Genomic DNA, 19,273 nt, shown 5'->3' with positions numbered 1-19,273 from the left:
TTCGTTCCTCACCGAGGTACGAACAAAGATTTCTCTAACCTGCATTATAACGTGGGTGAATCGCCGGGGAGCGGGATCGCTTAAAACGGCGCGCCGTGCGGCGTCGGCGGTAGCTCGAGATGCCGCGCTACCGTCGCCGCGATGTCCGCAAAACCGTGGCGTTGACCAATCCTCGCCTGCGATCCGCCAACCACCAGAATGGGAACTTGCTCGCGCGTATGGTCCGTGCCCGCCCAGGTCGGATCGCAGCCATGGTCGGCGGTGATGATGAGAAGATCATCCGCCTTCAATCGTCCGAGCAGTTCCGGCAATCGCGCGTCGAACGCCTCCAGTGCTGCAGCATAGCCGGCGACATCGCGCCGGTGGCCATGGACGGTGTCGAAATCCACGAAATTCGCAAACAGCAAACCTCCCTCGGCAAGCTGGTCGCAGCCCTCCAGGGAACGGTCGAACAGTGCGTCGTTGCCGTCACCTTTCTTGGTGGTGCCGGTCCCGCGATGCGCAAAGATGTCATCGATCTTGCCGATAGAGATAATGTCGCGGCCATGAATCGAGGCGGTATCGAGAATGGTCGGCTCCGGCGGCGGCACCGCGAAGTCACGACGGCTGGCGGTTCGCCTGAAGGTCTCAGCCGACGAGCCGATGAACGGACGGGCAATGACGCGACCGATGTTCAAGGGGTCGACAAGCCGTCGCGCGACCGCGCACATCCCATACAACCTGTCCAGACCAAACGTCTCTTCATGCGCCGCGATCTGGAAAACGCTGTCGGCCGAGGTGTAGCAGATCGGCCGTCCCGTGTTCACATGCGCCTCGCCGAGACGGGCGATGATTTCCGTCCCCGAGGCGTGGCAATTGCCGAGAATGCCGGGCAGCGCCGCCTCGTCGCAGAGCGGATCGATCAAATCACGCGAGAAGCACGGGACCGTTTTTGGGAAATAGCCCCATTCGAACGGCACTGGCACGCCGGCGATCTCCCAATGGCCTGATGGCGTATCCTTTCCCTTGGATTGCTCGATCGCGGTGCCATACCGTGCCGTCGGACGGCAGCTTCGCCTGAGTGCAGGCGGGTACCGCCCGGTGGCGAGATGGCAGGCTTCGCCAAGGCCGAGCTCGACCAGATGGGGCAAGCGAAGCGGACCTTCACGTCCGGCCCTGTCGACATCGCCTCGCGCACAGGCTTCCGCAATGTGGCCGACCGTATCCGCGCCTTCGTCGCCGTAGCGGCCTGCGTCGGGAGCCGCGCCGATGCCGACCGAGTCCAGTACCAGGATCATGGCGCGCATGTTGGCTCCCATGCTTCGTTCGTTACCGGCCGGATCGCCGTCGGGGCGGGGCAATAGCGCTGGATCATGGTCGCGCAGAAGTCGGCGAATTCCTGCGGGTCGAGCGGCGGGCTGGTGTGATGGGGCGCAAGGCCGCGATGTTCGGGCGTGAAGCAGAAGGTCACAGTGACGTCGAACTCAGCCAGCGCTTCCATCTGGCGATCGAACCAGTCGAGAGCGTTGGGGCGGAAGCTGTCGGCCCAGGACAGGCCCGTCCTGAGATGCCTCACGCCCAGGCGGCGCATCCAGCGCACCGCGTCATGGAGGCGGTGATCTTCGAAATGAAACCACTGGCACAGCCCCATCGTCCGGGCATGTCCGGAGTAGATTTCGAGCGCCGGCTTGGGTGTCCCGTCTTCGCGCAACAGGCCCATATGGAAGTGCCGATAGTAGGATGAGCCCTCCGCCTCGCGATGGCGTGTCGTCGCTTCCCAGGTCTTGGGAAGATCGTACAGGCTGTACCAGTGAATGCGAGGCGTGCGTCCCGCAAGCAGCTCGGCCGTCCGCTTGACACCCCAGGCTTGCACCTCGTCCGCGCCGAACGACGACACGCCCACCTCTGTTACCCACACCGGGTGCGAGACCACTGCCTGGATCTCGGCAAGCTTGGCCGGCCATTCCTGGATCTGCCAGAGGTTCCAGTCGAGCGGAAAGCCGTGAACCGCAACCGCATCGACATGGTCGAGCACGCCACGGTGCTTCATGTTTCCCATGAAGCGCGGGTCGATCGGCGAAATCCCGCCGAGGACGCGCGGCAGGGTCGGATGAACGGCACGAATGGCCTTGCCGGTCGCGATGGCCATTTCGGCAAATCTATCCCACTCGGGATCGATCTGGATGTCCCAGTGCGACTTGTTGTTGGGCTCGTTCCAGATCTTGGCGGCTTCAATCATCGGCCGTTGCCTCGCGATGGATAGACCGGGCCGTCGGCCTGCGGCCTGGCCGCGCGCCGGCAGAGATAGACTTCGGTCTCCGGATGCGCCGTGATCCTGAAGCCGGCGCTGCGCAGCATCGCCTCGACGCAGGCTCGGTTTGGGACCCACCAGTAGGTCGGGTCATCGGCATATTTGTGCTCGACGAAGTGAAGCTTGGGATAACCGGGGCTGTCGAACGGCTCGGTCGTCCAGAAATCGTAATTGCGCTCGATCGTATCGACCCCGCTGCCGCCGCGTTGCATCGACTGAAAGAGCAGGAGATCTCGCGCGACGTGCTCGTAGATGAGGTCCAGCGCAAGTAGTGGATGACGAAGATGATAGAAGATGCCCATGAAGATCACGAGATCGAATTTCTCGTTAAGCTCGCCGACGTCATAGGTCGACATCTTGCGAAATTCGATGTGCAGCCCGTTAACCTCGGCGGCAAATCTTGCCTGCGCGAGGTATTCTTCGTCGGTGTCGACACCAAGGACGCGATCCGCGCCGCGTCGTTTCATCTCCATGGAATAGAAGCCCGCGTTGCAGCCGATGTCGAGCACACTCATACCCTGCAGGCTGTCGGGTATGACGCTGGAGAAGCGTCGCCACTTCACGTTCGGATAATCGCCCAGAAAGTGCCGTGGCGCCGTCGGTATGCCCCTGAGATCAATATTGTGAAACCAGGGGCCGAGGGCGTCGATCCTTTGGCGGATTTCGTCCTCCGAGAGCGTGTCTGGTTTCATGAAACCCCTTCACCCACGGCGGGGGCGGGCATCTGCTGGGACTGTGACGACGATGCGACGATTGGCCTGGATCTCTGCTCTTGCCTATCGCGGTCGGCGAGCAGTGCGATCGCGGTGCGATAGCCATTGATGGTTCCGACATCGACATAGGACTCGCCGGCCTTCACGCCGATGCCACTGCCGCCGGCGAAGAGATAGCTGTTTACCAGCGTGCCGAAATACTCGTCCTGGCGGTTGCGCTCATTCCACAGCAGATGCAGGTCGCGGAACCCTGAGGCCGACATCTTGAAGGCGCCCCAGATCCAATTGGAGCGTGCATCCGGCTGCTTGACCTGGATCTCCCTGACCTGGTCCCCATCGAGGACGACCGCGTCGAAGAATTCGGGGTGCTCGACGGGAAAGAGCAGGAGCGACAGGTCCGCATCCGGCAGGGCATTGAGTGCGGTCTTGGGAAACCAGACCGTATCCGGAAGCCCGACCAGAACATCGTCGTGGTCTCCGACCACCGTAGCGGCGCGGAAGACGGCATCGCAAAGCCCGGATGCCTGGGGCTGTACCACGTAAGCGAGTTCGGCACCTTCATAGCGATCGCCGAAATACTCGAGGATGTCCGACTTGCCGGGCGAAATGACGAAGCAGATCTTGTCGGCTCCGCCAAGGATCAGCCGCTCGACGAGATATTCGGAAACCGCACATGGCCGATCGATACCGTTGTCGCAGCGGCTGCCGACCGGGAGCAGCTCCTTGGAGAAGGCCAACGGCTGGATGCGGCTGCCGCGACCGGCGGCGGGAACGATGCCCCACATGTCAGGCCTCCATCGCTGCGGGTTGACGTTCGGAACGCGAGCGGGCTCGCTCGATGAAATCTATCAGCTGCATGGCCCGCCGCTCCGAGCTGTGCTGCTCAAGCACCCGCTCGCGTGCGCGGCGTGCGATTCTGAGCAATTGGCCGTCGTCCATTTCCATGGCCGCAAGCACGTCGGGCGTGTCGCTGGCGAGGATGAGTTCTTCGCCAGGTGTGAAGAACTCGGCAAGCCCATCCCAGACGTCGCTGAGAATCGGTGCTCCGCAGGCCGCCGCCTCGAACAGCCGCCCCGACGGACACCAGCCCATCTCGGCCATCGCGCGCCGTGTCACGTTCAGCGTAAGGCGGGACGAGGCAAAGAAGGCAGGATGTTTCGACGGCGGCAGATGCCGGACGAAGTAGATATTCCTCGACCATGGGAAGTCGTGCGGATATTGCGCGCCGCCGATCAGGAACTGCAACTCCGGCCGATCACGTGCGGGCTGAATGAACAGGTTTTCCAGCGCCTGCTGGCGATCGCCGGAATAGGTGCCAAGATAGGATAGATGTGAACGGTAGTGCAGTTGCGGATCAGCCGGCCGATGCACGTCGGGATCGACGTGCCCGTAGAGCGGTTCGACATCGCGGGCGCCGAGCCGGTGCATGAATTGCGCGCGCACGCGCTCACCGCCGGTGAAACTCAAGACCAGATCGAATTCCTTCAGGCCGCGCGGTCCGACATAGGAGAGGGGTTCACCAGCCTGCAGGTTTGCCAGCGTGACCGGGGTGTCAAGGTCATAGAAGACGCGCAATGCGCGGTCCTGATCCAGCACGAGGTCGGTTGCGGCAATTCCGTCCGGACAATAGGAGGTGACAATGGCCGCATCGGCCTCCCGCAATTCGGCGCGCGCTTTCGAGCGAATATCGTCCCATGCCGAGAACAGCTCGAGCCGGCCGCCGGGCAGTTCGATCAGGTCGCGCGCGCCGGCATAGTACGAAACGTCGCGTTCGAAGAAGAGGACGCTGTGGCCGGCGCGAATGATGTGCTTGCACAAGCCGCGCCAAAGCGTAGCGTGCCCATTGCCCCAGGATGAGGAGATCGTGAGACCAAAGACGATGATCTTCACGCCGGCACCTCCTGATTGATGCGGGTCACGCCCAGGGTTCGTCCGTTGTGGACCAGCGTACTTATGCTTGCGGGCCCGATCTCCACGGCGCGGAAATCATCAAGTGGAATGCGAAGGTAGTGCAGGAGCGCAGCGCGGATAGGCTCGGCGTGGCTGACAATGACGATGGTGCCGTCTGTTGCCTCTTCCACGAGACGTTCGAGGTGGCTCACCACCCGCGTCTGCAGCGACCGCATGCTCTCCCCGTTCGGCGGACAGCTTGCCCCACGCTGCGCGTTCCACTGATTCCAGCATGGATCGTGCACCAGTTCGACGAAAGAAGCAGACGTCCAGTCGCCGAGATCGATCTCGTCCATCTCGGGGACGATCTCGACAGGCAATCCAAAGCGCTCCGCAAGAATAGTCGCCGATTGTCGCGCTCGAAGCTGGGGGCTCGATTGTACGATAGTTGGCTCGGGCGATATCAGTTCGGCGCAGAGGGCTATCTGGCGACAACCAAGCTCATCGAGCTCGACACCGGGCATACGCCCGCACAGCAGCCGGCCAAGCAAGGCATGATGACCATGGCGGACGAGATGAATGGTATTCGCCATTGCGCCGCTACGCCTTGTCATCGATGAACGCGCGTGTCCGGCGGCGCGCTTCCTCGTCGGTAAATTGCTGCGGCGGGGACTTCATGAAATAGCTCGAAGGCCCGGTCAATGCGCCGGCGATGCCGCGATCCATGGCGAGCTTGGCGCAGCGAACGGCATCGATCACCACGCCAGCCGAATTGGGCGAGTCCCAGACTTCGAGTTTCACTTCGGCCGCAAGCGGCACGCCGCCGAAGGTGGTGCCTTCCAGGCGGATGTAGGCGACCTTGCGGTCCTCGAGCCAGGGAACGTGATCGCTCGGACCGACATGGATCCTGTCCGCTCCCAGCGGTACGTCGAACTGGCTGGTCACGGCCTGCGTCTTGGATATCTTTTTGGAGCTCAGTCGGTCGCGCTCCAGCATGTTCTTGAAGTCAGCGTTGCCGCCGAAATTGAGCTGATAGGTACGGTCGAGGCGAACGCCGCGCTCGCGGAAGAGATTGGCGAGCATGCGATGAAGGATCGTGGCGCCGACCTGGCTCTTGATGTCATCGCCGATGACGGGCAGGCCGGCCTCCTCAAAGCGACGACGCCACGCCGGATCCGAGGCAATAAAGACGGGAATGCAGTTGACAAAGCCGCATCCCGCCTCGAGAGCGCGTTCCGCATACCATTCAGTCGCCTTCTGCGAGCCGACCGGCAGATAGGAAACAACAACGTCCGTCCGAGAATCCAACAAAGCGTCGGTTACATCGTCCTCGGTGCCGGGAGCGATAGGGATGTCGTCCTCGAGATAGCGTCCTATCCCGTCGAGCACCGGCCCGCGCTTTACGATGACGCCGGTCGCGGCAACTTCCGCGAACCGATGCGTGTTGTTCGGCGCGGCGTAGATCGCGTCGGCGACGTCCTGTCCCACCTTGTTGGCATTGACGTCGAAGGCGGAGGAAATCTCGATGTCGCCGATATGATAGCCGCCGACATCGGCGTTCATCAGGCCGGGCACCGGCTCGTTGGACTTGGCGTCTCGATAGTAGGTCAGCCCCTGGACAAAGGAGCTTGCGCAGTTTCCAACTCCGACGATGCCGACACGAACGCGGCGTCTGTCCTGAAGACGTGAATGCATCGATCGCCGCCCTCCAGTGATGAGTCCGAACGTAAGTACGTTCGCGAACGTGGACGGGATGCGTTCGTTCCTGTTGCAGAGGTGTCGTCCAAGGAGCGAAGCTGGTTTCCGCGGGAGAAAACGAAGAATGCTTAACGCAGGATAAGGAGTGGGCTTCAGGTCGCAGGAACGAACCATGATGTGGAAGAAGAACAAGAAGATAAAGGCGGTTCGGCGAAAGCCCCCAAGAACAATTCGTAGCGCTGGCGCGTTTGATCCGATCATTCCGGCGCTGGCTGGATGAACCTCAAAGCCGAAATGGGAACCATCGATGAGCGATAGCCAAACGACGACCGACCATAAGGTCATTCGCAAGTGGGCCGAGGAGCGGAAGGGCAGGCCGGCGACCGTGAAGGCCACCGAAGACAAGGAAGGGCACGCCGGAATCTTACGCATCGACTTCGATCCGAAAGATGACGCCCTCGATCGCATCGAATGGGACGAGTTCTTCCGGAAGTTCGACGAGTCTGATCTCGCGTTCCTGTACCAGGATCGTACCAAGGACGGCAAGGTCAGCCGGTTCCACAAGTTCGTGCGCCGGTCGGGCACTTGACGGTAGAAGCCGTCGCGCCAGGGTCCGATCCCGTAGCGGACGTAGACGGCAGTGGCTGGATCGCGGCCATCCGGGCTGGTGATTTCGAGCGGGCGTGGAAGATAGCGGATGCCGATCTTGCGCGTCTGCGCATGTCGAACCCACCCAAGCACGAAGGCCCGCGACATCTGCAGCGAATATGGCGAGGTGAGGAGATCCGCGACCAGCGCGTTCTCGTTCGCTGCTATCACGGCCTCGGCGACACCATTCAGTTCATCCGCTTTATGACCCCGCTGCGCAAGATTGCGCGGGTGGTGACGGTCTGGTGCCAGCCAGAGCTGTTATCCCTCGTGAACCGGGTCGAGGGCGTCGATCGGGCAATTCCGCTGCACGACGGAGCGCCGGAGGTCGATTTCGATGTCGATATCGAGATCATGGAAGTTCCTCACGCGATCCGCGCCGGTCTGCGTGAGGTTGAATTGAAGAACCCCTTCCTCGATGTTCCAGCAACCTGCGATGCGGCGCCGGTGTTATCGACCCCTGGCCGGCTCGCGCTTGGCATGGTCTGGGAGGTGGGAGACTGGGACAGGCGGCGGTCCATACCCCCGACGTTGTTCCGAAACCTGCTTGTTGAAGGTGCTCAGCTTTACTCCTTGCAGCGCGGTGCAGGTTCGGCTGCGGCATCGAAAATCGGCGCGATCGACATCAGCACGCCCGATATCATGAGCTTGGCTCGACGGATGCAAGGGCTGGATCTGGTACTTTCGGTGGACACGATGGTTGCACATCTCGCGGGATCCTTGGGGATCGAGACGTGGATTATGCTACATTCGGATTGCGATTGGCGGTGGCCCGCCGTGGGCGATCGGAGCATGTGGTATGCTAGCGCGCGATTGTTCCGCCAGCGGACGGCGGGAGATTGGACGCCGGTCGTGCGCGCGATTGGCTCGGCTCTCCGCGAACGGCTGCATCGGTCTGAGGCGTCTCGCGCAATCAGGCGCTGAGTTGTGCAGCAAACTGGCCGGTTTGCGGTCCATCCAGCATTGATGGGTCCCGTAAGCCAAGATAGTCGGGCCGAAATCTGGCGAGCTGAACCAGGCCTGCCCAATCGGCAACGGCGATCGTTTTCGAATGCCATTGTACCAGGCTCCTGCGCCGCAGTTCCTGAATGGTGCGGTTGGCATGGACGGCCGAAATGGCGCAGGCAGCAGCCAAATCGGACTGCGTGAAGGGCGACGCGAACGTGAAGTCCTTTGCAAGCCCGACGACACGCAGGCGCACGGTGAGTTCACAAAGAAGATGCGCCACACGAGCCAGGGCATCCCGCGTCCCGAGGTTGAAGATCCAGTTCCTCAGGCACGAGACATCCGCGAGCGCCAACAGAGACAGCGCGCGGGACAGCCGCGGCGACGAGGCATTCAACTCCCGAAAGAAAGCGTGCGGTACGAATGCCACCACGACCGGCCCGAGCGCGACGAGATCGTATTGAAGCTGCGGAGCAGGCAGGTTCTGCAAGTCGGGCATATCCCCGGGAACATGGATGGACGTGATCTGCTGCCCGCTTTCACTCTCGACCATCCAGCAGAGATAGCCCTGCAGCAGGAGACAGCACGAGGTCGGGCGCTCACCCCTTCGCGCGATCGTGTCGTGCGAAGCGAAATGGCCGATGGTAGCCGGCATCTTCGCAAGCAGGTCGAGATCTTCTGGAGATAATTCTACGATACTCGCGAGCCGGTCAGCGAACTTCGTGAATGCAAAACCACTTCGCATCGTCAAACCCGTTCAGCGCGATTCCTGCCGAGACAATGCTATCCGCCGAGGCGCTTGCGTCCTTAACCTTTGTTAAGGACGGCGGTTTTGGGGGTGGCCTGCGGCGCAGGAACATTCCCGTCGCCGGCGACGTTCCGCCAAATTGGCGCTGGAACACGTGCGCGCAGGCGGTTGGCGGCTAAGAAGCCGCTGCTCCCGTTTCAGCACGTTTGCGTGGCGATCGAGACGGCTGCAGCTCGATGCCTTGTGCGTGATCGCCACATACACGACTGGTCAGCATCACGATCGGTTCCGGCCAAGGAACCTCGCAATGGAGTGAGCTCGATACCGCAACGGCTCAACGTCAAGAGAGGATGAAGTCGGAACCGGGGTCGGTGACTTCATTGGTGGTTTCTTCGCAGGGCTTGATCTCATAGTTGTCGTCGAGGACGTTGACGCCATCGGGTCCTGCAACAACAAGGCCGGCTCGGGCGGCCGCATCCCAGGCTTCCTGCTGGGTCGGAAAGCTACGGGTGAGCCGCTCATTTCCTTCGAACAGCGCGTACGGCACAGGGCGGCTCCCGAGAGAAAAACCCCGCCAGCTATCTAAATAGCCGACGGGGCTTCGAGCGATTAGCCTGTATCGAATTTCTTCGTCCAAGCCATCAACTCGGCTGACCAACGCGACTGCCCCGATATCGTTCCAAAAAATCTCGAGGCGGAACGGATCGGACGGGCTCGAATTGTCCGGCATGGTGACGATCGACGTTCTCGACAAGCCGATCAAGCGCATCAAGAAGACCTGCGAGATGATCGGTGCGGGCGACAAGTTCAACCGAACATTGCCGGAGCTGGAGACTTTCCTGGAGGAGGAGGTCGCCAGGGGCGAGACGCGCGAGACCCGGCTCACCTACGACGGGCTTTGCTTCCTGCAGCAGGTCTTCTCACGGGAGTAGGATTTTCGGACGGCACCGGGCAGGTGCAGGTCACGTTTCGAGCGGAACACGGCCGTCGGTTCTTGCGTTGCAGGATACGCGCAACGAGGAGGCATCGAAAATGGGACTGGCTCAATACGCGATCGTGCCGATCCGGGATCAATGGGGCGTGCTGCATGACGGCGATATCAAAGGCGAGTATGCAACCAAGGAGTCGGCCTTCGAGTCCGCAGCTGCCGCCGCTTCGCTTGCGATCCGTGAAGGGCATGAGGTGCATCTGAGCGTGCCCGGCCGCGAGCCGGGCGAATCTGCACTCGGAAGTTAGCCCGGGCCCGATGTGAACGTGCTGCGCAGCAGCAAGTGAGGCCATTCCGTGATGGGCGGCTTGTTCCAAGAGCTCTTTTCGAAGATCGGTCCTCGGATAAACTTTAGTTAGCGACAGTGCGGTAGCACCGAGGCACGCTGGGGTCTCAGCAAGGAGGCTTCCGATGACGATCAGGCGAAATCGCACGCGACATGCTCTATCCTTCGACGAGCGGCTGCAGCGAGCGGCGAACGAGGCGCGCGAAGCAGCCGGAAAATTGCCGCACGGCCGTGAGCGGGATGCGCTGTTGAAGAAGGCACGGCAGAGCGAGACCGCGGCCCACATCAATGAGTGGCTGATGTCTCCCGGTCTTCAGTCCCCGAAATAGATGCGTCGGTCGCCGACAGTGAAAATCATATCGCCAATCTCTCTGACGCAGTCGACCGCTCGCTGCGGCAGCGCGGTTGATGCAAATTGCAGGTAATCCAGCGAGATACCTGCTGCCGTTCTGAAGCGGCCATCGGCTCAGGTTAGCCGTCCGAGTTTTCGGAAAGGATTGAGCTCACTGGGTTCTTCCCGCTCCTTGCAGCCGCGCTGCTCTTGCGCCCTTCCTTCTTCCTGCAGAGTTTGGTCGCCGACGATCTCGCCGACAACCTGCTTGGCGGTGCCGACGATTTTCTTCTCCACGCCTTTCGCCTTGCTCATGGCTTGCCTTTCGACTGCGGTCGCGGCCTGCATTCGGGTCGGAGTGCCAGGTCCTCTCGCCTTGCGTCGTTGACGCCGGCGTTTTCCCTCAGCGCATCGATCAGCTTCGATGCCTCTGCCTGGGTCAACCGTTGGAAGACGGTAACGTTTCATGTGCTTGCCCGCGAGTGTTTCGAGGTAAGTAGCGTGGCGCTATTCCGCCATTGCAGAGCATCGCGCCGACTCGAACAGCACGGCTCCGGTACCCGAGGGGGCAAGGCGCCGGAGCCGTGCTCCGCGCGGAAACTCCCGGCATCACACCGATAGTCGCACCGGAAGCCCTAGACTCTCGGGGCGACAGACAGTTCCTGTCTTGCGGCCAGTTCGCCGTGGCGCTCGGCGGCCTGTGTGGCATGTAAGCCGCCTCACTGCATCAGCTGCTTCAGCTTTTGCGCATCAGCCGGCGCCGCACTCTTCTGGTCGTTGTCGAAATAGACGTGGACGTCGCAGCCCTGCCGCTTCCAGGATTTGATGCGTCGCGCCCATTCTTTCAGCATCACCGGTCGATAATGGCCACGATAGCGACCGCCCGGCCCGTGCCCCCGCACATAGACGAAGTCCGCGGTGCGCCTCCACGGCGCCGGCGCGTCGTGGTGATCGGATAGGCACAGCGAGATGTTTTCCTCCGACAGCATCCGGAAGATACGCGGCTGATACCAGCTCGGATGGCGAAACTCGAAACTGTAGCGCCGCCGTTTCGAGAGCAGCTTGAAGAAGGAGGCGAGCCGATCTTCATTCGCTTCAAACTGCGGGGGCAATTGAAAGAGAATCGGCCCGGCCTTGTCGCCCAGTAGCGAGAGCCGCTGCTCCAGCAATTCGAGACTGTTGACGGAGCGGTCGGACAGTCGCTTCCAATGCGTGATGAATTTCGAGGCTTTCCAGGCGAAGATGAAGTCGTCCCCGGTCTGCTTCCGCCAACTCCTGACGGCCTCAGGTGTCGGCGTTCGATAGAATACTCCGTTGAGCTCCGTCGTATCAAACTGGCTGGCGTAATACTGAAGCTGGTGGGCGAGCCGCAGACCCTTTGGAAAGAATGGTCCGCGCCAGGAGTCGTAGTGCCACCCCGAGGTGCCGATCAGAACGCGCGCCATTTCTCCGTCACGGCTTCATGACCACCTTGATGCAGCCGTCCTCCTTGTCACGGAATTTCCTGTAGAGTTCGGGCCCGTCTTCCAGGCGGGCTCGATGGGTGATCACGAAGGAAGGGTCGATCTCGCCCGTCTCGATGCGGGCCATCAATTTCGGGAGGTAGTGTTGCACGGGAGTTTGCGCCATCCGGAAGGTCAGTCCGCGGTTGATCGCCGAACCCATCGGGATCTTGTCGAGGAGTCCGCCGTACACGCCGACGATCGAAACCACCCCGAAATTGCGGCAGCAATGGATAGCCTGCCGCAGCACGTGCGGCCGGTCCGTTCCCAGATACGTTGCGACCTTCACCCGGTCGACCACCGCATCGAAGCCGGACGATTACGCGACCGGCTCCAAGCAGGAACGCGCTCTTGATAGCCATTTGCCCGACCGGCCCGCAGCCCCAGATCGCAACGGTTTCGCCGTCTTTCAGGCCGCAGAAGTCCGCCGCCATGTAGCCAGTGGGAAAGATGTCGGAGAGGAAGAGGACCTGCTCGTCGCTCAGGCCGTCCGGCACCTTGGTCGGACCGACATCCGCAAATGGCACGCGCATATATTCGGCCTGGCCTCCGGGAAAACCGCCGAGCAAATGAGAGTAGCCGAACAGTCCCGCCGGGGAGTGGCCCCACAGTTCCTCCGCGCCCTTTCTGTTTGGATTGCTGCGCTCGCATCCCGAGTAGAAGCCCCGCTTGCAGAAGAAGCATTCGCCGCAGGAAATCGTGAACGGCACGACGACACGGTCTCCGATCTTAAGCTTCTTGTTGTCTCGACCGATCTCGACGACCTCGCCCATTGTTTCATGGCCGACGACGTCACCCGGCTCCATCGAGGGAATGAGGCCGTCATACATGTGCAGGTCCGAGCCGCAGATCGCGCACGCCGTCACTTTGATGATCGCGTCCCGTCCGTCCTCGATCTTCGGATCAGGAACCGTGTCGCAGCGGATATCGCCCTTGCCATGCCAAGCCAGCGCCTTCATCAGACGTCTCCCCGTCAATGTCGCAAGCACAAATGGTGAGACAACGAGTCGTTCCAATTCGCGGGGTTGTGAGGACTGATGGCATCGCATCGATGCTGAACCCTGTGCCCGGGCTAGGTGCCAGGCGCCTAGCGGGTATATGAAAGCGGCCCGACCTGTGGGCTAGTCGGGCCGCCTGACTCACTCTCGATGATCGCGCATCTGTCACCGCCCGCGGATGGAGCCGTCGGACGGGGGCGTGACCGTGTTTCTTGCGCCCGGGACACTCGATGCTCCCTGGCCTCCACGATTGTAGTGCTCGGGGCCGCCGCTGCCCGAGGCTCCGGCCGCGCCGCTGCCGGATGCGCCGGTGCCCGTGCCCGATGTGCCAGCACCGGATGTGCCGCCCGCTGCCGCACCGGCCGATCCGCTACCTGCGCCTGCGGCACCCCCGTCACCTCCAGGTCCTGCCCCCGCGCTGCCACCTCCGGCACCCGCGCTGCCAGCTCCCGCACCGGCACCACCAGCTCCACCACCACCAGCTCCACCACCTTGGGCGAAGGCTGAGCCGATCGAGGCGCCTGCAAGCAGGATCGCCGTAACAATTGAGAAGATCGTCTTCCGCATTATCATGCTCCTTGGCTTTCCAAGGCCTGTCAATCGAACGCGTGAGCAGACGTTCCTAAAGTCTTCGTCAGGCTCAGCATCTGAACCGCACCAGGCCACAGCTAACAAATGTTGCGGACGCTGGCGCCGAGACAATTCAACCTGCGGCAGCCGGCCATTGCGCTGCTTCCGGTCCGGCACGCATTGGGCCCCGGTGTGATCCCTCCCGGGGTCGATTGTGTAACTGGCAATCGTAGAGGGCCTTTCAATGAAGGACATGCAAACTCATCTGGAAAAGCTCCGCGCGGATGCTGCGGAATGCGCGCTGATCCGGGATCTCGCGACAGATTCGGCCAAGAGGGAGTTGTTCGCGCGACTCGCCGAACACCTCTCTGCCCTGGCGTCCGAAGTCGAACGCGCGATCACTGCTCGCGGTGCCGATGCGAAAACCTGACCACCGCCGGCACTCGCCGTTCTTCGGCGCTAGGCGCAACATCGTTGGATCGTTGGGGGGCGGCAATCTCAAAAAAAGTAGGACGCAGCTGGCATCACCACAGCCGCGCCCTACATCGCCGGTCTATGGGGCAGGGGGGAATAACCGGCTGCCGGAATGACTCCCGAGCACGAGAGTCGTTCCGCACTTCCCTTGAAATTTTTCGCACACGGTTAAGTGATCAGACGATCCACGAACCCTGCTGGTTACGGTCGCGTTGTTCCACAAATCGCTACGGGGCGAGGGACCAGCGGCCATGTCACAGATTTGCAGTGCTTTTTTGAGCGCCGCCGCCGTTTCGCTGATACTCGGCGCAGTGCAGTTCGCTTCCGGTCGCGATCTTGGCGGAGGACCGCTGATCGTGCAGGATCATCTGGCGGTCACCGTCAACCGCGCGGCGAAGGCCGACCGCATCGCCGAGCCGAGGCGGGATGCGGCCTCGACTCGGACCGTTTCGCTTCGGCATCAGGATCTTGCCGAGATTTCGGTGCTGGTCCGCGTTCCCCTGAGCCAGGCGACACGCGAGATGAAACGCGAGATCAAGCCGCCGCCCCCGCCGCTTCCGTCGAGCATGCAGAAGCGACCGCCGACGATCGCCTGCGAGCCGGTCGTGAGCGTTCTCACCGAAGTTGCCAAGCTGCTGCAGCCGGGCCGTTGCGTGACCTGATCCTGAGGTTCATTCTCCCAATGCCTATTCCGCCGGTTCGCTCGAGACGTCCCGTGACGTGCCGGCGCGGCTTGCCATCAAGCCAAGCGCCAGCCCGCCGACGGCCAGGAGCGGGATCAGCCGCTTGATGCCGATAGCGCGGACAGCCTGGAGCCCCGCGGCACGCACCATGGGATCGGTGAGGAAAGACTGCGTTGCCGACTTCGCCGCCTCAGCCGCCTGCGCCGCCTCTCTTTCCAGGCGTGTCCTGTGCGCCATGTAGAAGCCGGCGCCAATCAGCGTCACGATGAAGAACACCGCGGCCCCGGTGAGGCACGCGGCCACCAGGCCATACCGCTGGAGCACGAACACGAACGCGGCGGCGCAGAGGAAGGCGATGGTCACGAACAGAGCGATGCCGGTCGCCAGGGCCAGCGAGGTCAGCCGCATGGCGGAGCCGGTCGTCCTGCTCAGGCCGTCAATGATGCGCTGAAACATCGAACCCTCGCTGAGGCGTAGCGGGCAGGCAGGAGGCGCGCTCCATCATCGGCCCAAGGCGGACGGCGCGAGATGGTCAGCGGCGCCAGGCAATACCGATGAGAAAGCCGATGCCGAGCGCCAAGCCAACGGTCGCAAGCGGCCGCCGGGCCATCGACTCTTCCAGCCGTTCCTCGATGGAATAGGCGGCATCCTGCGCCGCGTCCATCATCTCGCCGCCGCGCTCGGACATTTCGCCCATGGCGGAATCCACCTGCGCGCGTGCCTGCGTGTAGCCGCGCTGCGCCTGCTTTCGCGCCGATTTGGCGAAGGTGTTGAGTGCGTCGTTGATCTGCTCGGTCAAGGCAGCAATGTCGCTCTTCACGGTTGCTACATCCTTCTCAAGTCGTTCCTTGGTCGCCTTGTCGGTCCAGTCTCGCGTTTCGGTCTCGCCGCTTGTCATCGACATCAGGAGCTCCCCAACTGTTCAGGTGTAACAGGGACAAACGTTCCGCTGCGGTCGAAGTTCCCGTCCAGAAACTCCCTCAGTCCGGCGGAAGCTGCGGCGAATTGTTCGGCATGAGATGCTCCTTCAGGATGAGCGCGACGATCAGGAGCGGCGAGGACAGGAACGCGCCCATCGGACCCCACAGCCAGCTCCAGAATGCCAGCGCGAGGAGCACTGCAAGCGCGTTGAGGGCGAGCCGCCGACCGATGATGGTCGGCGTGATGAAATGGCCCTCCAGGAATGCAAAAATGCTGAAAGCGAGCGGCGCGACAAGGCCGGCGGCCAAGCTCGGAAACGCGAGGATGCCGACCAGGACAAGGATCACGAACATGACGATCGGTCCGATGATCGGAATGAAATTCAGGGCCGCCGCCAGTGCGCCGAGCCCGGCCGGGTTCGGCATTCCGGCGAGGGCGCAGATGACGCCTGTCGCGATCCCGACGCCGATATTGATGACGGTGACGGTGAGGAGGTAATTGCCGAGGTGAAGCTCGATCTCGTTGACGATCCTCAAGGTTCGCAGGCGGGCGTCGTGGTTTGCGAACGTCATGATCAATGCCCGCCGGAGATCACGCCAGCTCGCGATAAACAGGATCAAGGCGACGAAGAACAGCAGGAATTCGGTGAAGGTCGGTGACAGGAACTCCAGCGTCGGCTGAACCCAGTCGAACGTCGGCATGTGGAAGGGCGGAAGCGCTTGCGGGCCGCCGACCATTGTCTGCATTTCCTTCCACAATGCCAGTGGTCGGTCGAACACCTGCAGCTTGTCCTTCAGCCGTGCGGCGAGCTCCGGGAGGCGGGTGCTCCAATCGAAGATGGGCGAGGCGATCAAGCTGACGGTGAACGCAACCCCGGTGCTCACCGCGGTCACGATCAATGCGGCTGCCAGCGATCTTGGAACGCGAAGCCGCTCCAGCAGGTTCGCCGCCGGCGACAGCATGGTGCCGACCACGAAGGCCATCACCACCGGAAGGAAGAAAGCCTTCCCGACATAGAGAACGGCGACGACGGCGATCAGGAGCAGAGAGATCAGCGCGAACGCGACTGCTTCGGTGCGCCGGATGATGGGCGGCAGTTCGGTCGTGCTTTCCGGGAGCGGTGTGCTTTCGCCTCCGTTCAACAAACGCTCACTGGGAAGGACGCGCACGATGGTGTTCTCCCCCGCGCGGTGCGCGAACGAAACTGGACTGTGACGGCAAGCGCACCGCGCGCCGACCTATCCAGCAACGAACTTTCACCGTTGGAAAAGGTTCCGTCGCGGAAACGTGAGGGAGCATACGCTTGACTGTGACGACTGCGCTGCGGAAGCCGCGGAACCGCTGCCGCCGCCCCGACGTTTGATGGATCGTTGCATCGCTCAGATGCACAGATCCAATGGGGCAGCACATGACGCGGTTATCTCGAGTTCTTCACTGGCGGTCGCATCGCGTGGCCGCCGTGTTCGCTCTTACCGGCACATTGTTGTCGGGGCCGATGGTTCTCTCCAATACGGTGCAGGCGCAGACGTTCGGTGATGCTCCGACGCGGGCTGCATTTCTTCTGCAGGAACGGGATGTATTCCTTGATGATGATGCGACGGGTTCGCCCAGGCCGTCGGATGAGAGCGTCCTGCCGGACCGGCTGCGGCGCGCGGTCGTCAATTTCGAGACCGCCGAGCCCGCGGGCACCGTCATCATCGATACCGGCCACACCACACTCTATTACGTGCTGGGCCACGGCCGCGCCATCCGCTACGGCGTCGGCGTCGGTCGCGAAGGTTTCACCTGGTCCGGCATACAGGCCATCAGCCGCAAGGCGGAATGGCCGGACTGGCATCCGCCGGCGCGGATGATCGCGCGCCAGCCTTATCTGCCGCGCTTCATCGCCGGAGGTCCCGGCAATCCGCTCGGCGCGCGAGCCTTGTATCTTGGATCGAGCGAGTACCGCATCCACGGCACCAACGATCCGACGACGATCGGGAAATTCGTCTCATCGGGATGCATCCGCATGACCAATGAAGATGTCATCGACCTTTTCAAGCGCGTCAATGTCGGCACCAAGGTCGTCGTCCTGCCCAAGAATGCGCCGCTGATGGCACGCGGAGGAGACGCCGGCCGACGGCCGTTGGCGAAGCGGCCGACCATGATAACGGCGCCTTCCGGTCGTCAGGCAGTGAGCCTCTCTACATCAGTCGTGAACTGAGCGCGCCGTGCTGACTGACGTAAGGGTCTGAGAGAGGTGATAATGCCGCGAACTTCAGCGGGAATGCGGGCGCTCGGCGCCGTGATGTTGCTGGGTACCGCGGCTTCCGCCCTGCCGTCGGCTTCCAATGCCCAGGCTCGGGACTTCTTCTCGACGCTATTCGGCGGGTTCGGAAGACCGCCGGCGCCCCCGCCGCTGCGGGCGCCGTTCTTCGATGACCTGCCGCCGTTTCGCGAAGAGGCGCCGCCTGCGCGCAGGGGCTATAGCGGCGGTCAGGCCTGGTGCGTGCGCACCTGTGACGGGCGCTACTTCCCGGTCGTGGGATCCGACAAAGAGAGCCGCGCGAATCTATGCAACAGCTTTTGTCCGGCCTCGGAAACGAAGCTGGTCTATGGCGGTGAGATCGATGATGCCTTTACCGAGAGCGGCAAGCCCTATTCCGAATTGCCGAATGCGTTTCGCTATCGCAAGGAGCTTGTGGCGGACTGCACCTGCAACGGCAAGGACCAGGTCGGCCTTGCGCCGGTCAAGATCGAGGATGATCCGACGCTACGCAATGGCGACATCGTCGCGGACCGGAGCGGGCTTGTCGTTGCCAATCGCCGCGTCGGCAGAAACGGCGTCGCACTGAATTTCTCCCCGGTTCCGGAGAAGTTGCGCGCTCGCTTCCGGCACGTGCCGGTCGTGGCCAAGGAGTAGGCCGACCTGGCAGAAACAAGGTTGGCGAGACAAGCCCTTAAATCCGGATTCGCCGCGCCCTGCAAAGAGCAGAGAGGTTGCCAAAGAGCAGAGAGGTTGCGCTCGCGACAAACCAGTTGTCATCTCCACAGATTCGTCATTGCGAGCGCAGCGAAGCAATCCAGAATGTTTCCGCTGCGGCAGTCTGGATTGCTTCGTCGCTCCGCTCCTCCCAAAGACGCTTGAGGGCACCACCTGCGCTCTTCCGATTCACCTTTCAAACAGCAGGTGCGACTTCGCATTCTCGCGGCGCGTTTGCGCCCGAGGTTTGTTGTCTCTTCGCCCTCTTTCAGAACAGAGGGCGCAGGGAAGGCCGGGTGCCGGCTGGCACCCGTGGTCCGTGCGCAAACGCACACGGGTTGGACCACAGGGCAGCCGAGAGCATCCCGGCCTTCCCTGCGCGAATGGTTTTAACGGCTTATGTCGTGATCTCCCCGGTGAGACGAGCTCTATTGCCACCGTCGCCGCGCGGATTTCTTAGCGTCTCGCACCCGGTCGGGGTGAACCGCCTCCGCGCCGCTTGACGCCAGCTTCGGGCGCCAGGACCACACGATTTGGCCGTCCGCGCACATCCTCGCCCGGCGTTCGACGGCTGGCGTGTGCTCACCCTCGAAGCCGAAGCGAAGACGCTTTCAGCGCCGTTCGTC

23 protein-coding genes and 1 pseudogene are annotated in these 19,273 nt (G+C 62.3%); 9 read left to right on the top strand and 15 right to left on the bottom strand.

The features are described from left to right. Window positions 1-80 precede the first annotated feature (80 nt). The 7 genes from HY852_RS23320 to HY852_RS23290 are packed head-to-tail and all read right to left on the bottom strand — an operon-like array spanning window position 81 to window position 6,588. The gene (locus HY852_RS23320; protein ID WP_291607279.1) at window positions 81-1,286 is read right to left on the bottom strand and encodes a phosphopentomutase; all 1,206 of its coding nucleotides are present in this window, start codon (window positions 1,284-1,286) and stop codon (window positions 81-83) included. Further along, complete coding sequence (locus tag HY852_RS23315; protein WP_291607251.1) at window positions 1,274-2,218, bottom strand: glycosyl hydrolase; 945 nt, start codon at window positions 2,216-2,218, stop codon at window positions 1,274-1,276. Before HY852_RS23315 ends, HY852_RS23320 begins: the two co-directional genes overlap by 13 nt. Continuing rightward, entirely contained in the window at window positions 2,215-2,982 is a 768-nt protein-coding gene (locus tag HY852_RS23310) for a TIGR04290 family methyltransferase (protein ID WP_291607250.1), read from the bottom strand. The genes HY852_RS23315 and HY852_RS23310 overlap by 4 nt, the downstream gene beginning before the upstream one ends. Beyond that, window positions 2,979-3,788, bottom strand: coding sequence for a nucleotidyltransferase family protein (locus tag HY852_RS23305; protein ID WP_291607249.1), 810 nt, complete (start codon window positions 3,786-3,788; stop codon window positions 2,979-2,981). Before HY852_RS23305 ends, HY852_RS23310 begins: the two co-directional genes overlap by 4 nt. A 1-nt stretch (window position 3,789) precedes the next feature. Next, window positions 3,790-4,893, bottom strand: a complete 1,104-nt coding sequence (locus tag HY852_RS23300; protein ID WP_291607248.1) for a glycosyltransferase — start codon at window positions 4,891-4,893, stop codon at window positions 3,790-3,792. Next, entirely contained in the window at window positions 4,890-5,486 is a 597-nt protein-coding gene (locus tag HY852_RS23295; protein WP_291607247.1) for a histidine phosphatase family protein, read from the bottom strand. Before HY852_RS23295 ends, HY852_RS23300 begins: the two co-directional genes overlap by 4 nt. A 7-nt stretch (window positions 5,487-5,493) precedes the next feature. After that, on the bottom strand, window positions 5,494-6,588 hold the full coding sequence (locus tag HY852_RS23290; protein ID WP_291607246.1) for an inositol-3-phosphate synthase: 1,095 nt from the start codon (window positions 6,586-6,588) through the stop codon (window positions 5,494-5,496). A 310-nt stretch (window positions 6,589-6,898) separates the two neighbouring features. On the opposite strand from HY852_RS23290, the gene HY852_RS23285 reads away from it, so the two are divergent. Next, the gene (locus HY852_RS23285; RefSeq protein ID WP_291607245.1) at window positions 6,899-7,180 is read left to right on the top strand and encodes a hypothetical protein; all 282 of its coding nucleotides are present in this window, start codon (window positions 6,899-6,901) and stop codon (window positions 7,178-7,180) included. Continuing rightward, window positions 7,177-8,163, top strand: coding sequence for a hypothetical protein (locus HY852_RS23280; RefSeq protein WP_291607244.1), 987 nt, complete (start codon window positions 7,177-7,179; stop codon window positions 8,161-8,163). The genes HY852_RS23285 and HY852_RS23280 overlap by 4 nt, the downstream gene beginning before the upstream one ends. On the opposite strand, the gene HY852_RS23275 is transcribed toward HY852_RS23280, so the two are convergent. Together HY852_RS23275 and HY852_RS23270 are read right to left on the bottom strand one after the other, a co-directional pair. After that, window positions 8,153-8,929, bottom strand: a complete 777-nt coding sequence (locus HY852_RS23275) for a Crp/Fnr family transcriptional regulator (RefSeq protein ID WP_291607278.1) — start codon at window positions 8,927-8,929, stop codon at window positions 8,153-8,155. The two genes, HY852_RS23280 and HY852_RS23275, sit on opposite strands and share 11 nt — an antisense overlap. A gap of 343 nt (window positions 8,930-9,272) precedes the next feature. Continuing rightward, window positions 9,273-9,662, bottom strand: coding sequence for a hypothetical protein (locus HY852_RS23270; RefSeq protein WP_291607243.1), 390 nt, complete (start codon window positions 9,660-9,662; stop codon window positions 9,273-9,275). Between HY852_RS23270 and HY852_RS23265 the strand changes: the two genes are divergently transcribed. The 3 genes from HY852_RS23265 to HY852_RS23255 all read left to right on the top strand — a co-directional run bounded on the left by HY852_RS23265 (window position 9,661) and on the right by HY852_RS23255 (window position 10,535). Next, entirely contained in the window at window positions 9,661-9,864 is a 204-nt protein-coding gene (locus tag HY852_RS23265) for a hypothetical protein (RefSeq protein ID WP_291607242.1), read from the top strand. The genes HY852_RS23270 and HY852_RS23265 overlap by 2 nt on opposite strands. 100 nt (window positions 9,865-9,964) lie before the next feature. Further along, window positions 9,965-10,168, top strand: coding sequence for a hypothetical protein (locus tag HY852_RS23260; protein WP_291607241.1), 204 nt, complete (start codon window positions 9,965-9,967; stop codon window positions 10,166-10,168). A gap of 163 nt (window positions 10,169-10,331) precedes the next feature. Beyond that, complete coding sequence (locus tag HY852_RS23255; RefSeq protein ID WP_291607240.1) at window positions 10,332-10,535, top strand: hypothetical protein; 204 nt, start codon at window positions 10,332-10,334, stop codon at window positions 10,533-10,535. Window positions 10,536-10,672: 137 nt separating this feature from the next. Here the strand turns inward: HY852_RS23255 and HY852_RS23250 are convergent, their stop codons facing one another. The 3 genes and pseudogenes from HY852_RS23250 to HY852_RS23240 form a co-directional block, all read right to left on the bottom strand. After that, window positions 10,673-10,852, bottom strand: coding sequence for a CsbD family protein (locus HY852_RS23250; protein WP_291607239.1), 180 nt, complete (start codon window positions 10,850-10,852; stop codon window positions 10,673-10,675). Window positions 10,853-11,256: 404 nt separating this feature from the next. Next, a complete protein-coding gene (locus HY852_RS23245) occupies window positions 11,257-11,982 on the bottom strand; it encodes a DUF72 domain-containing protein (protein WP_291607238.1) in 726 nt (241 codons plus the stop codon). Window positions 11,983-11,989: 7 nt separating this feature from the next. Next, a pseudogene (locus HY852_RS23240) lies at window positions 11,990-12,998 on the bottom strand (zinc-dependent alcohol dehydrogenase). Between the two features lie 853 nt (window positions 12,999-13,851). Here HY852_RS23240 and HY852_RS23235 point away from each other — a divergent pair. Together HY852_RS23235 and HY852_RS23230 are read left to right on the top strand one after the other, a co-directional pair. Next, window positions 13,852-14,037: a hypothetical protein gene (locus HY852_RS23235; RefSeq protein ID WP_291607237.1), complete on the top strand. Its 186-nt coding sequence runs from the start codon at window positions 13,852-13,854 to the stop codon at window positions 14,035-14,037. Window positions 14,038-14,332: 295 nt separating this feature from the next. After that, complete coding sequence (locus HY852_RS23230; protein ID WP_291607236.1) at window positions 14,333-14,743, top strand: hypothetical protein; 411 nt, start codon at window positions 14,333-14,335, stop codon at window positions 14,741-14,743. Between the two features lie 24 nt (window positions 14,744-14,767). Here the strand turns inward: HY852_RS23230 and HY852_RS23225 are convergent, their stop codons facing one another. The 3 genes from HY852_RS23225 to HY852_RS23215 form a co-directional block, all read right to left on the bottom strand. Continuing rightward, on the bottom strand, window positions 14,768-15,220 hold the full coding sequence (locus HY852_RS23225) for a hypothetical protein (protein ID WP_291607235.1): 453 nt from the start codon (window positions 15,218-15,220) through the stop codon (window positions 14,768-14,770). A 76-nt stretch (window positions 15,221-15,296) separates the two neighbouring features. Next, the gene (locus HY852_RS23220; protein ID WP_291607234.1) at window positions 15,297-15,668 is read right to left on the bottom strand and encodes a YqjD family protein; all 372 of its coding nucleotides are present in this window, start codon (window positions 15,666-15,668) and stop codon (window positions 15,297-15,299) included. Between the two features lie 76 nt (window positions 15,669-15,744). Then, window positions 15,745-16,854 carry an AI-2E family transporter gene (locus HY852_RS23215; protein WP_291607233.1) on the bottom strand — a complete coding sequence of 370 codons (1,110 nt, stop codon included), beginning with the start codon at window positions 16,852-16,854 and terminating at the stop codon, window positions 15,745-15,747. A gap of 239 nt (window positions 16,855-17,093) precedes the next feature. On the opposite strand from HY852_RS23215, the gene HY852_RS23210 reads away from it, so the two are divergent. Continuing rightward, window positions 17,094-17,888 carry a L,D-transpeptidase gene (locus HY852_RS23210; protein ID WP_291607232.1) on the top strand — a complete coding sequence of 265 codons (795 nt, stop codon included), beginning with the start codon at window positions 17,094-17,096 and terminating at the stop codon, window positions 17,886-17,888. An 84-nt stretch (window positions 17,889-17,972) separates the two neighbouring features. Beyond that, entirely contained in the window at window positions 17,973-18,587 is a 615-nt protein-coding gene (locus HY852_RS23205; protein ID WP_291607277.1) for a DUF2865 domain-containing protein, read from the top strand. Window positions 18,588-19,273 lie beyond the last annotated feature (686 nt).

Origin of the sequence: Bradyrhizobium sp. (assembly GCF_016213215.1) — a bacterium.
GTDB lineage: Bacteria > Pseudomonadota > Alphaproteobacteria > Rhizobiales > Xanthobacteraceae > Bradyrhizobium.
Note: the sequence above shows the minus strand (reverse complement) of the source record. Positions and strands in the feature narration are given on the sequence as shown.